Source organism: Dyella sp. GSA-30, assembly GCF_027924605.1.
GTDB lineage: Bacteria > Pseudomonadota > Gammaproteobacteria > Xanthomonadales > Rhodanobacteraceae > GSA-30.
In genome coordinates this window covers 3,723,677-3,737,920 of record NZ_AP027042.1, presented here as the reverse complement: position 1 = coordinate 3,737,920, position 14,244 = coordinate 3,723,677, and the positions used below count along the sequence as shown (strand labels likewise).

Annotated in this window: 5 protein-coding genes; all 5 read right to left on the bottom strand. The window is 63.1% G+C overall.

Features of this window, described 5'->3' with window-relative positions; genetic code table 11:
* Position 1: 1 nt before the first annotated feature.
* The 5 genes from QMG46_RS16030 to QMG46_RS16010 are packed head-to-tail and all read right to left on the bottom strand — an operon-like array spanning position 2 to position 14,243.
* Positions 2 to 5,485, bottom strand: a complete 5,484-nt coding sequence (locus QMG46_RS16030; protein ID WP_281848845.1) for a hypothetical protein — start codon at positions 5,483 to 5,485, stop codon at positions 2 to 4.
* Positions 5,482 to 8,739 (bottom strand): hypothetical protein, encoded by a 3,258-nt coding sequence (locus tag QMG46_RS16025; protein WP_281848844.1) that lies wholly within the window; start codon positions 8,737 to 8,739, stop codon positions 5,482 to 5,484. The genes QMG46_RS16030 and QMG46_RS16025 overlap by 4 nt, the downstream gene beginning before the upstream one ends.
* Positions 8,736 to 12,119, bottom strand: a complete 3,384-nt coding sequence (locus QMG46_RS16020) for a DUF6603 domain-containing protein (protein WP_281848843.1) — start codon at positions 12,117 to 12,119, stop codon at positions 8,736 to 8,738. The genes QMG46_RS16025 and QMG46_RS16020 overlap by 4 nt, the downstream gene beginning before the upstream one ends.
* Positions 12,116 to 13,567 carry a hypothetical protein gene (locus QMG46_RS16015; RefSeq protein WP_281848842.1) on the bottom strand — a complete coding sequence of 484 codons (1,452 nt, stop codon included), beginning with the start codon at positions 13,565 to 13,567 and terminating at the stop codon, positions 12,116 to 12,118. The genes QMG46_RS16020 and QMG46_RS16015 overlap by 4 nt, the downstream gene beginning before the upstream one ends.
* A complete protein-coding gene (locus QMG46_RS16010) occupies positions 13,557 to 14,243 on the bottom strand; it encodes a hypothetical protein (RefSeq protein ID WP_281848841.1) in 687 nt (228 codons plus the stop codon). Before QMG46_RS16010 ends, QMG46_RS16015 begins: the two co-directional genes overlap by 11 nt.
* Position 14,244 lies beyond the last annotated feature (1 nt).

Below are 14,244 nucleotides of genomic sequence, written 5' to 3'. Positions count from 1 at the left end.
GTCAGCTCCCCATGCGCGCGTAGATATTGTTGTTGAGCGCGAGATTGGTGGCGATCGTGATCTGGTACAGCGTCACCGCCATCATTGTTGCTGGCAGGAACGACGCATAGTCTGTCGTGTCGATCTGCGCAGGCTCGACCGCTCTCGCCTTGGCGGCATCGAGCGTGTCGTTGAGCGCGCCGACCAGGTCGTCCCATTGCCAGTGGCCGCGCAGCACCGATGGCAGCACGAGCAGGGCAGCCTGGGGCGGCTGCGAGTTCGGTCGCTCGAAATGGAAGGTGAGCCCGGACAACACGTCACTTGCCGGCACCAGCTCCAGCCACTCGTCGATAAGCAGGCCACATTGATCGGCGCCCGGATCGAAGGGGGCGGCAAAGTGCGCCGTATACAGCAGATGGTCGCCCTGGCCGGCCGCGACGGCATCGAATTCCAAGGCCATCCAGCGATCGTCTGCGGTGAACGGGAGCTGGAGCGGGACCAGCGCCGGGGCGGCAGCCCCAAACGCCTCGCTCAGCACCGCGAGATTTTCCCACGCACCCAGTTTGCTGCGCACGCGCGCCACGCCGTACAGCCAGTCGTCTACCGGGAATTGGCGCCCCTTGGCGAGCACATCGGTCAGCAGCGAGGACGAGCCGGTCCAGGCGTTGTTGAACTCAGTGCCATGCGCATCGGACAACACGAAGCGCGGGACAATCTGGGCTTCGTCGCCGAGTACCTGCTTGGCCGCGGCCAGCAGCTGCTGCACGCGCGATTGCGACGAGTCCGTCGGCGGGTTGCCGACAATGGTGGTGGCGGCAGTAATGCGCGTGGTCAGATCCTTGGCCACGGCGGTGATGCGCGACACGATGGTTACGCGCAGGTTGGTGATGGCTGCCTGCTGGTCGCTGATGTCCAGCGGTGTGGCGTCATGTTGCGCGACTGTCGGCTCGAGCGCCGTCACGGCATTGGCGTAGTCGACCAGCCGCGCGCCGTTGAAGGCGAGCACCACCTGCAATGCAGACAGGTGCAGGTCGAACTGCGTCTTGTCGGCGTCGATCGTTGCCTTATAGACATTGGGGTCCGCCGGTGGTGTGGCGGTGGTGTTGGACATGATCAGGCGCTCGGCCTGCTTGAGCAGGGCGAAGCGTTCCGGGTCGGTAGCCAGTGAGGGCCAGGTAGCCATCAGCGCGGCAAAGTCGCTGCTCTTGCCTTGCCAGCGGGTGACCACGGCATTGAGCTTGACGGTGATGGCGTCGTAGATGGAGCGCATGTCGCCATGCATCTGGCCGGTGCCGGCCTGGGCGATACCGTGCAGGGCGCAGCGCAGCAACTCGTCGGTCACCAGGTGCGCGTAGTCGTCCAGTGCGGACGCGTCGGCTTGCAGGGCGACGAGTGCATCGCGCCGTACGGTGAGCGCCGCGATGGCGGTATCGACGCGAGAGGCGAGTTCCGCGTCGTCCCAGATCGCTTCCGTGGACTTTGCCTCCAGCGGCATCGTCATGTCGGTCGGGCCGATGGTGCGACTTTGCAGGATGATCTTGCGTAGGCTACGCACCATCGCCGCCAATTCGAAGAAGGTGGTCTTGCCGGGCACCGGGGTCAGATACTGGATGGAGACGTCCATATCAGGATGCCCGTCGCTGCCATAGCGCACTGCCTGGACGATGCGGTCGTCCAGTTCGCCCATTGCCTGATCCAGGTCGAGGTTGGCGACGTAGAGCAAGTCGATCGGCTGCAGCCCGAGATCGGCTTGTGTGAGCACCACGGTTTTGGGTGCGGAGAGTGCGGGCGTGCTGTAGCTGACGCTGACCACCACCGAGGCAGGTGGCGGCATGTTGGTCGCAAGCCACGCGTTGAGCGGCGCTTCGGCGGTAGCGCGCGGCGTCATCGGCACGCTGCTGGGAGACGTGGCCGGGTTTACCGTCGGATCGAGATGCAGCGCCACCCGATGCGTCAGCGATACGCCGCTGCGTGGTGTGTCGACCACCTGAATATCCGGTGGCTGCGCGCCCGAGCTGAGCGACTTGCTCACCGCAGCGGAACGCTCGAAGTTGCCCAGCACGACCTGATACACGCTCTCGGCCATGACCATGTCGCCCAACGCGTCATACAGATCACGCAGCGCATCGACCTGTGCGTTGATGACATCCTGTTCCGTGGATGTCGCGGCGGGCACCTGGCCCGGGCCGCTGCCGATCGTCAGCCCGAATGGGTAGGTCGCGTTGCCTGCCGTTTGGGTGCGATTGATCAGGGCCTGCCCATCGATCACGTTGTCGGCGTCGATCAGGCTGATGTCCACCGTGCCGTCGGTCTGCGTGCTCTTGAGCTTGTTGGCTGCCAACGGGAAGGCCTGACGAAGCGGGTAGATGAACTTGTCGACCTCCGCCTGCCGGTAATCGTCGTGCAAGCCACGCTCGAAGCGATAGCCGAGCAGGGCCGGCAACGTCTGACCGTTGCGCATGCCTTCCAGAATGGTCTGCGCCTGCCGAACACGTTCCGACGTGAGGTTCACCGCCATAGTGTCGGGATGGGCGGGGGACGCGTTGACGCGATAGGCGTTCTTCAGGATCGCCGCCGTCGCCGCCTGGTTCAATGACGGTGCGTGGATGAAGCCGGCATTGGCGATGTCGTACTTGAGCGGCGCATCGCCGGGCCGCTGGAACACCTTCTGGTTGTCGCCTTCCAGTCGCACGGCCTCCAGCGCTGCAGCGCGCGGGCGCACATCTTCTAGCCATCCGAAAGCGCCGAGGTAGATACCTTGGTCGGACGCACTCGCGTTGCCGGGTGCTCTCATCTCTTCCAGACGCGTGGCGACCAGACCCGCTTTCCAGGCATCGAGGCGATAGCTGCAGCAATCGATGTGCTCGGTAAATAGCCGCTCCAAACGTGCCGTAGGCAGTCCGGCAAGTCGGCCCAGGGCAGCCACGACTTCGTTCAAATCTTCTGCTTCGGCCGCACTGTGCAGGATGGCGGGCAACAGCACGTAGTCGGCCAGCGTCGCCGCTGCGCCGCCGGTAATCGCAGGCTGTGGCTGATACAACTGATTGAACTTGCTCTCGCCTGTGTTGGCTGCGGTCTGCACGTTGATGAATGCCGGTTCGAGCCGTGCGTTCGCACTGGCCAGGCCGTGCGATTCCAGGAAACGCACGCCGGTATCCCACTGCGAGAGCATCATCGAATGGCGCAGCATCAGATAGAGCAGGGCGTTGGGTGGCGCGTTGCCACCGAAGTCCTGACGGCGAATAACGTCAAGGGACGCACCCGCCAGCCATTGGATGTAGTTCTTGTTGTCCGCCGTATAGGCGCGAACGGGCGTGCTCTCGGACAAGGGAACATCGTCGACGACAGGACCGGTGAGTTGGGCGCTCTGCCCGTAGAAGAACTTCTGCAGGATGGCGGGCTTGAGGGTCGGATCGGCTCCGAGTTGGGTGAGCAATGCCTCACCGCGCTGCTGCAACCATTGGGCAAGCAGCCCGCCGAAGAACTGTCCCAGTTCAAGCACGAGCTTGTTGTAGAGCTGGTCGAAACTCTCGGCGTAGCGCTGGTGATATTCGACCGAACCCGAGTTCAGGCCGATGATGTCGAGCAACAACTGGTGCGGGTCGCCACTCTGACCGATATGGGCAACATTCGCGGACAGCGTCTTCCATTCGCCATCCAGACGCAGCAGCAGCGTGTGCAATCGCTGCAGGTAGCTGGACCATGGCGCGGCCAGCAGGCCGGCCGCGGCCCGCCCGGTCGGGCCGTGATAGTTGGCGAACGTCATGGCCGGCAACAACCCATAAGGCTGCTTGCCGACCCGAAAGGCCGGTAGCGCGCCCCGTCCCGAGACGTAGCGGGTAAAGAACTGGCGCGTCGACGCTACGTCGGCTTTCGAAAACACTGGCGAAAGCATTTCCTCGAACATATAGCCAAGCGTGCCGTTCCATAGCGCAACGTTCATGGCCCGCGCTTCGGCCTGATCGAAACCGCCTGCATTGGGAATACGCTTGACGATCGCATCATCGATGCCCAGCGCCTTGGCGAACCACTCGCCATCGCTGCGTTGCAAGGGGTCGGTACTGTCGGCGTACTCGTCCTTACCCTTGAACAGCGTGTCGTAGGCGGCATCGGGATCGTCGACCCAGGAATAGGCGGCGCCCTGTCCATCGGTGTTGTTGGTAGGGCTGCCCTGCGGGACCAGGCTGTAGCCGCCCTTGCTTGCGCATTGGTGGGTGATCAACGTTTGCAGCAGCGACTGGCCCTCTTTCTGATCCGACGAGAAGCGCATGCCGACGACGAGCAGCCGATCGAATCCGTTGACGGCTTCTTCCGTGGTGAGGTCGATCTTGATGCCCATGCCGACAGCAACGGCATGATCGAAATCGGCGATCCAGCGCAGATCGTCGTTGAACTGCACATCGTCATCGGTCACCGTGATCTGGTCGCCCGATGGCAGCGAAGGATCGGGCGTCGTAGCCAGACCATCGGGAATGGGATTGCCGATCACGTTCTTGACCTGCACGCCCTGGTTGAACGCCAGCACGGCGAAGCGATCGGGCAGTGCAAAGGCTTTTGCCGCCTGCGTCCATGACGCCGTTTTCGTGACGGGGGATGCGGGCAACTCCAGCACAGCGCAGGTCGCGTTGACCTGGGCGCGCGTGTAACCGGTAGGCGGATCCCATCCGTTGGGATCGGGCGCGAAGCCGGCGATCAGTTGATCGGCCCTTGCGTTGCCAACCGCTGCCTGAAGCGCGGTCAAGGCATTCTGGATCGGTGCTGTCGCACCATCCGCGCTCCACACTGCAATCCAGTAAGCAAAGGCGGCGGTTTGCTCGGCCGCGCTCACGGTGATCTGCGGCACGATCACCAGGACGACATCCTGCGGGTTGGTCTTGGTCGGCTTGGCGGCAGCGTTGATGGGCGCAAATTGCTGGATCACATAGGCGGCCCGGCCCGAGCCCGAGCTGCTGACCAGGGTGCTCCATGCGCCGCGCTCCTGCGCCTCGATGTTGCCGGCGCGCCACATGGCGATCCAGAACGCCGTGGCGTTAGTCACCTCGGTAGCGCTTAGCATCGACTCGAACGTGTCGATCTGGCAATCGTCCGGGTAAATACGAACCCATAGTTGGGAGGAACTGCCGCGGACCTGTTGGGACGCCACCTGAAAGCGTGTTTCGATGCGTACCGGAAAGAGCAGAATCGGCACCGTGTCGACAAGTTGCTCGATCTGTTGCTGCGGAGGCTCCAGTGCCGCGAGTTGACCGAGCAGTCCGACGGCACTGGCACGCAGCTGAGAGGCATCCTGGCGCGCCTGGCCCAGCTGCGTCGAAAGTGTGTCGGCTTGTGCCTGCAAACGGAGCAGTTGTTCGTGCGCCTGTCCGGTTCCGTTGTCCAGTCGCTTGAGTGTGGCGATCTGTTGCTGCACCGACCTTAGCTGTTCGCGCTGCGACATCAGCGACGTGAGCGCTGCGTCGCCTTGCGCCCTGGCCTGAGCCAGCTGGGCCTGAAGGTCCGTGAATGTCATGACGGCAGCATCCGTGAGGCGTGGACGGCCACCAGCACCGGCACCCGATAGAGGATGTAGGCAAGTTCGGCCGCGTCGGTGGAGGGGTTCCATTTCGCCTGTGCATCGGCAGGGTCGGACTGGTTTTGCGGATCGGGCGGCGTGGGCACGACCGGTGGCAGCAGTGAAATGGTCTTGTTGAGTTGAATGACTCCACCGGGCACGACGTCGGTATCTACCCAGGCCAGGTCATTCCACTTCACCAGCGGAGGTTTGCCGCTGCCGGCGGGAACGTCCTGCATGCCGAACCGAGGCTCGCCGGGCCGCTCCTTGATCACGAAAAACCATCCTGCGTCATCGGTCGGCTGTGTCCCGCCCTTGGCTTCCTCGGCGGTGAGGTCGAAACCGATCAGGTAAATATCGGGGTCGACCTTCGCCTCGAACAGCGGCAGTCTCACCTTGGATTCGGGCGGCTTGTCGCTGTCTTCCTCGGCCTGGGAAAGCTCCACCAGTGCGCGGTCTTCGCTCGTGTCCACCTTGCCGTTCTTGGTTTGCCATTGCGCTTTCTGCGCGTAGATGACCGCGGTCGGATAACGTTTGAGCAATTCGCCTCGCACCACCAGCACCAGCAGTGCGGCGGCCCCGTTCTGCTCGCGCAGGTTGTGATCGCCCAGTTGCGAATGCAACGACCATTTGTGCAACTCGGGAATGTCGCGCAGCGCTTCCTTGTCGGCCGGCGTGGGATTGGGCGGCAGTTGCAGGCTCACATCCCAGAACTGGCGGAAATAACTGCCGCGCTGGTCGGTGGGGTATTCGTTCCACAGCAGTTCCCGCGCCATCTCGTGATTGAGACCCACCATATAGGCCTCGATGAAACGCTGGTTGGTCTCCAGCAACGTCAAACTGTTGTTTGGAATAAGGTTGATATTCGGCAGAAAGTATTCGATGGAGAGGTTGCTGAGCGGCTTGTACATCGGCAGGTCGAATACCGGATAGGCCATCACCGGCGTGAAGTCTTCGACCATGTTGTCGAGCAGCCAGGACGGCAGGTAGACGATCTGCTTGATGCGTTTTGGAATGGCGATCCTCGGGTTGAGCGCGGTGACCACCTTCGAGGAAAGAGCGGCAAGGTCCAGTTGCGGTCGTGGCGCTACCGGAAACTGGATGGACGTGTAGGTGTAGGCGTCACGCAGCCCCTGCTTGAAGTTCGTCGCTTCGATGCTGTCCGTCGTGCCCGATTGCGGCGTGAAACTGGTGCCCGGCTCGGTAATGACGAAGTTCGGCACGGTCGGCAGCGCATCGACCGATGCGGGTGTCTGCTGCTCTTCCTGGATGGACGTCACCACCTGACCGGCTTGAGCCCACTGGCTCAGGGTCTTGAAGAGCATCACCAGCGGGGCGCCGAGCAGCACGGCCACCGCCACCAGAGCGACGATGCCAAGTCCCAAGGCAAGCAGCAATGCAATCAGCAAAATCAGCAGCGGCAGGAATCGCAGCCACGGATATTGTGCAAGCAGCTGCGCTATCCACGATGGCTCGTTGGACGGCGTGACCGCAGCGACGGCATCGCCGATGCCGATCGCTCCGGTCGGCGCGATCTTGGGTGGCGCGGTCAACCACTGTCCGGCGTTGACACCAGTGACGATGGCGGCTGGGGCCGTCGACGCCAGCGCCAGACGATTCATCAGTGCCGTGCCTTGCCGGGTGATCCGTCGATACACACCGGAAGTGAGCACGGGCGGCAACACGCTGGCGCGCACCAGGGCGCTTACCGTGGTCGGACTGCCCATGACCCGCGCATGGACGGGCGCGGTGAGCAGGAACTGTCGCTCGGGCGTCAACGTCGTGATGTGCCGATCGTAGAGGCCGGCGGAGGCCGCCATGGCGAATTGTGCGAAGCGCAGTTTTTCGTTGGCGGCGAGTACGTCGCCGACCTGCTGCCACGCGGCGGCCATATAGCTCTGGTCGTTGGCCTGGACCACATCGGTGCCGAAGCCGGCCGCTACGCGAAAACGGGGATCCAGGTTCAGCCGGTGAATCCAGTTCTGATCATTCGGCAAAGTGCTGCCGTCGCTCGCCTTCAGAACGCGCTTGACCAGCGCAGGCCAGCGACCGTAGAGCGGCGAGGTGATGACAGGGTCGGGATCGCCATCGGGATTGACCGCGGAAGCTGCGTCGCGCGTGTAGTCGTCCGCGAGATTGATGCGGTCGGCCATCGCGGTTTCGAAGGGATGCGGGAAAGGTTGGTCCCATTGATCGTACTGGGTGACCTGGGCCTGGTCCTGCGGCGGCAGCGTGGCGAACGGCGCGCGCAGGGCGCCGCCAAGTTTCAGCACGCCACCCAATGTCGCCGGCGTGTCGATGGGCGGCAGATTGGCGCCGGGATGAATGACGTCTATGTCGCGCACCCCCACGCGGCTGTCGACCGGGCGCGGCTGCAGGAGTTTGACCAGGTATTCGAAATCGCCGAAATCGCCGGTCTTGAAATACCAGCGGTAGTAGTAGGGAAACTGCGCCTGGTGATTGTCCCAGGACGAGGCGGTCGCCACGGTCGTACCAGGGATGTCAGCGCCCAAACCTGCCAGGCGGCCGCTCTCGAACACCGGAATGACGAAGGCGTGGTAGGCCGTATCGGGCTCGAGGCGTCGTGGACAAAGGAGCCGCGAATAGGCGAGGTCCGCATTGGAAGCGATGGTCTGGGTCAGCTTGTCGAGCACGCCGCCGATCGCTTCGTCACCCTGATTGGACAGGTCGACGTTCGCGTGTACGTGTGCCCATGCCCACAGTTCGGACGGCGCGGGGAAGACACTGCTGCCGTCCACGCCGGATGCCAGTTCGATGTATCCCAGCGGTTTGCCCGAGATGTCCTTGCCGTCAGTGAACTCGGTTTCCTTCAGCACGACCAGCATGATCCAGGGCCGCAACCGGCTCTTGCCGACATCGGCGGCCGCGGGCGTGTACCGCCAGGGGAAATCCTCGTCGTAAAACTCCACGTAGGCGAGATAGTTGGGCTCGAAGTTGGTGATGTAGTCGCGCGGGTCGACCTTGACGATCGCCCTGCCTTCGATGCCGACGATATCGCCGGGACCGTACAGGCTCACATCGCGATGAACCGTCTGCGTCGTAGTGCTTCCATCCAGCTGAGTGCCGCTCAATGTCAGGTCGACGGGAATGGTCGCGCGCACCATGATGCTGGCGTCACCGTCCGCCTGCGTGATGCTGTTGGCGACGCCGCTGCGTAACCACGGCAGGAAGGAATAGGTCGGGTCGCTCACGGCGCATTTACCTCGCAGGCGGGCAGTACGTGAATGGCGCCGGCCAATGAGGGTGTGGCCGCGAGACGTTCCTGCATGTACTGTCGCGCCGCCGCTTCGCTGCCGAAGGTCGAGCTGGCGTCGAGCGGCGTGTTGTCTTGAAGGTTGCTGACCGTAAAGCTTTCCGCTCCTACCGCAATCATGTCGGCGTAGGGCCGAAGCTGAGATTTCGTCTGCTGCGACAGCGACGAACGCGCCACGGTGGAGCCGCTCAGGAAGGGGTGGAATAACACACTGCTCGCGCGATAGAGCGCGCCGAGCGCAAGCGGCTTGCGTGGCTGCCTGTCAATGATGGTGATGTCGTAGTCGATGGTACGGCGGGTCATCTTGCTGGACTGGATCGCCGTATTCGCACCGATGGTCACACCGCCCTTGATGGGTTGGTACGACGGACGCGAGAGCTTTTCCGCATCGGACATGTCCTGGAACTGGGCGATGGCGAACTGCTCGTTGGCATCGCTCACGGAAAGGCTGACCGGCCCGCTGTTGGCACCGGAGATATCGACCTGGTCGACGTCGTCGGGCTTCTGGTTGCCTATCTTGTCCAGCTTCAGGTGCAAGGGCAGGGCGCGCTGGGATACCGTCAGCGCGCCGAACGGATGCAGGATCAGCAGGGAGGGATCGAGCTGGCGCAGCGACACCAGCAGATTGCTCGACGGCGGCGGCAGTGCACGCCAGTTTTCCTGCTTGTTGAGCTCGCCCAGAAAGATCGGCATGACATCCACGGGCGGCAGCGATGTGTCCTTCGCATCGCCCCAGGTCACGTCGAAACTCACGTCGCAGCTGAAGAACAGGATCGAAATGCTGCCGGTGCCATTGGCACGCCACGGCGATGGGCCGGACAGCTGAAAGCGCAAGTCGATGCTGAGCAGGTCGTAGCCGAACACGGAAATGCCCAGCGAGCCGGTGATCAGCGCCACGAAGTAGAACGGCGAGAACTGGAACAGCACATCGAGACCGAGCTGGCCGGAGATGTTGGCGTCGTCTACGCCAAAGAACAGGTACAGGTGCGCACCGAATTGCACGGTGTTCGAGGTGACGGCGAAATAGCAGTCGACCTTGATCTTCGCCCAGTCGTAATCGAGGATGCTGATGCTCAGCCGCTTCATCGTCGCCGGCAGGTTGAGCCCGGGCAGCGGCGTGAACGAGGGATGGAAACCGCCCACGGACAGCACGAAGCCGGCGTTGTCGCCCCACTTCAGGCGAACCGCCATATCGCCTTCCAGCGTCATGAAGAGCACGTGCGAGTCGTACAGGCTCGCGTCGAACGCGATCAGCTGCTGCGTGACGTCCAGGGTGCCGACGAAGTTCACCTGGATCTGGATCAGCGCAAGATCCGCATCGGGCAACGCCACCTTGAGCACGCCAAGAATGGCGATGTTCCCCGGTGGGATCTCCAGTATGACGCCGAGGGAGAGCGTGATCAGCGATGGCGTGCCCCAGCCGAACTTCGCCATGGGGCCCACAAGGAAGGTGCCGTTCTGTGGCGGAAAGACCGCCTTCAGGTCGCTGATGATGCGCGGCGCATTGGCGATGACGTCGGTGGGAAACATGATGCTGTCGACTGCGCCGGTGCGTACGCCATCGCGCAGCACGTCGAGCAGCACGGAGCGGTTCAAGCCGAGCAGGCCGCCGACCGCATTGAGCGTAAAACCGAAGCCCAGTTGCAACGGCGGAAAGTCGGTGGTGATGATCAACAGCAGCGAGAACCCGCTGGAACCATCGGGCATCTTGGTCGTGATCAGCGATACCGCGGTCACCGTTACGATCTCGGCGATCGACAGTTGCGCCACGCCGGAGTACTCGCCCTTGTCCGGATCGAACGACAGGTAGCCGCCGCCGGTCACCAGGCCGGTATTGATGCTCAGGCCGGCACCCTTGGGCGGTTTGAAGCCGACACTGACATCGATCGGGCCGGCATTGCCGCTGCGATCGTTCTTCAGTGCAAAATCGATCTCGATGCCCACCTGCTGGACCACCGCTTGCAAGGGGCCCAGCGAGGCATTGAGATCGACCGCCAATCCCACCGGGAACTGCTGGCCCTTGATGCCCACCGAGAAGGTGAGTGCGCTGATCTCGACAGGACCGAGGTCGAGATGCATCGGCATCTGGATCTCCAGCGAGCCGGCACCGACGAAATAGAAACCATGATCGGTGGAGTAACCAAAGCCGAGATCGAAATCCGATTCCACATGCACGCCCGACAGCAGCGTACCGATGAAGCCGTCGGCCTGATCCATGCCAATGACCAGTTTGCCGCCACCCAACGCGCCTCCAATACTGAAGCTGCCGCTGGCCTTGCCGGCGTTCCAGGTGAAACCCGCGCCCAGGTCCAGTTCGAGCTTCTGCACTTCCAGCCGGCTGCTGCCGGGCTGTCCAAGCAGCACGATGGGATTGGATGCATCGCTTTGCTTGACCACCGCGATCGTGCTCTTGCCCGAAACGCTAGCTGCGCCCGGCGGCGTCACGGTGATGTTGCCGTCGGGCTGCACCACGATCTCGGTGCCGGCGAGTACGCCAAACTCCAGCGTCAGCGTGACCGTCCAGTCGACGCCGTCGAAGGACAGCGTCGACTGCGCCGACTTGTCCTTCAGCGTGATGGCCAGCCCCTTGGGCGTCACGGTGGTCTTGGGCACCACCTCGATACCGATCAGGTCGAGCGTCGGCGTTGCCCCCGAGTCGTCGTAACTGACCGGCAGGCCGAGCATGGCAAAAAAGGTGTCCAGCGCCTGCAATAACTTTTTTCCGTCGAACGCGGCACTACCCCAGTCGTACAGTGACTGAAGCTGCTGGGTGGGGTTGCTGAGCCAGCCTCCCACGCGATCGAAGTGGAATGTGTTGATGGTGTAGAACGGCTTGGTCGGATCGGTGGAGTCGAGGTTGAAATCTTCTCGCTCGAGGATGCCGGTGAACTCCAGCACCTCGTTGAGCCCGCGGCTACGGCCAAGGTAGTCGGCCAGCAACAGCGAGAACAGGCGATCGGGCAGGGCGTCGATCACCGCCGGAGTCACTCCGGGAAGGCTGCCGAGCGCGCTCATCAAGGGCGGAATGTCGGCGATGACGCGTGCGAGCTTGACCGCGGTTTCGACGCCTTTCTCGATCTCCGTGGAGGCATCGCTTGCCTGGACCAACTCCTGCACAACGCTGACGAAATTCTCCATGTCGTTGAGGGTGGTGGAGAAGGCGGACGCCAACGCGGAGACCTGCGCTGGCGTCATGCCGACACCTAGCGATGCAAAGAAGCCCGGTGCCGCTTCGGGACGAAGGCCCGCCGCGAGCGGTGAGAAGACTTTGTGGATCTCCCCAAGGATGAGGGCGACGGTGCCTTGTGAGTCGCTCATGACGGCATGCCCTGATCGGTGCCGCGTGAACGACGCAGGCCAGCTAGGATCGTGGGTACTTCGTCGAGCGTGGTGACGTCCATGCCATGCACGGTGATGATTCGCTCGAACCTTGCCGCGTCGCGTGCCAACGATGGACTGCCATACCGCGCAAGCATGGTGGCAACGGCCTGGACGAAATCCGTTCTTGCTACACCGTTGATGGACGTGGGAATGGGATGCGTGGAATCCCGCATGTTTTCCACGCAATGGCGTATGAACGACGGCCCCTGGTGACGTTGCCAGACCACTTGCGCGCGTCGATTACCCAGGACAATGCGGCGCGCCTCGACGCGATGCTGTCCAATCTTGCCGAGCAGCAACTTGCCCATGCGCGAGGTACGAAGCGCATCGGCGATACGTTGACGGCCACGTTCCAGTCGATACTCGGCGGCCGTCTCCAGCGTCGGCACGCCGAAAGCGACGGCACTGGTCGACGGCATGGTCGTTTGCGCGTAGCTGGCCGGGATCTCGATATTGAGCCGATTGAGCACCAGCTGGATGGGCACGATCCATCCGATGCTGTTCGCTGCGATCCATTCCGTCTGCTGCCAGGCCGCGAAATAGGCGGGATCATCGAGCCCGCGGGGGTGCGGGCCGGAGCGAACGAGTATGCCGATGACCTGCATGGCGTTGTTGACCACCACGCTGCCTGAATCGCCGGGCTGTCCGAACAGCAGCGGTCGCGATCTGTAGTCGGCGTAGGTTTCCCCGGGACCGGGACGAGGCAGGGCCAGCAGGGCGCCGATGGTGGCTCGCGCATTGCTGGCGGTGTCGCTCGAATCGTGTGCGGGATAGGGCCACCGCAACGGGTCGACCGCACCGCTGCCGCCGCTGGTATAAGTGCCTGGATGATCGGGTGGCACCAGAGTGCCGTAATGCACCCTGCCGGTGAGTGGGCTGAAGAAGCGAACTACCTGGGCATCGGTCCATGGCGTTCCCCACGCCGGCCCCGCCGGCACACCGATGCCGCTGGATGGTACGCCGGTGATCATGCCCAGGCCGCCCGGTAACTCGTTGCTGTAAAGCACGTTGGGCTGGAGCTGCGCGATCGCGGCATCCGTCTCCCAGCCGTTATAGGTGGTGGGATCGCCGGCTGCCGTCATGCTTACCGCACTGGCCTGCCCGGCGTTGTTGAGTGGGCCGAAACCTTCTTCCCACGACCTGAGCGTGGAGGCGATCTGACGATGGGTGCAGCAGGTGGAGTGCGATGCGGGCGAATAGATCGCCAATGCGTTGCCATCGGTGATGTTGGCGAACAGGACATGCGCACAACTGAGCAACACGGCCGAGCCATCGGCCCGGTTGCGGGCAAAGCAGCCTAGCGATCCGGAGTCGCTGTCATCGGACGCAGACGGGTTGCCGATGACGTCGCCTGGCTTGTGAACGGTGTTCGGGTCATCGCTCATCGCCGCCTCTCCCGTATGTCGATTCGACCGTCACACCCAATTGGCGCAGTGCAGCCTGTGCAGGGAAGGCAATGCTTTCGCCGGCGGCGTTGCATGCCCACAGGAAACCGACAAGCCGACGGCGCTCGTCGAACACGGCGCTGCCCGATTCCCCCGCTACCGAGAAGGCGCGTTCGTCTTCGAGCGACTGGATCAGAATCTGCCCTGGTGAGTCGCGCTGACCGTCTTCGAAAAAGGGGCGTTCGTAGTGCGCCGTATCGACCACGACGCCTTCGGTGCGACCGCTGATCCAGCCGTCCTTGAAAGCTCGGGAGCCACGTTCCGCATGGCCCACGCCGTCGGGGCAAGCCATGGCGTGAAGCGTGTCGCGCAGTACAGGCGGGAGCTCCGTCGCCTTGTCGAGGGTGACGATGGCGCAATCGACGAAGGAGGCGTGCGTCTGTCCATCGACATTCCCTCCATCGACATGCCCGATGAAACCACGGACGGTACAGCCAAGCTCGACATAACGCCGCCGTCCCGTTGACTCGTCCATCGCGAACACGGGATCGCCCGAGGTAGCGCCGTGTCCATACAGCACGTGATAGCAACTCACCAGGTAGCGCGCCCCGTCCGCCCCGCGAGCCAATGCTCCGGCACAACCGGGAACGCCACGCGCATTGACGATGGGAAGCATG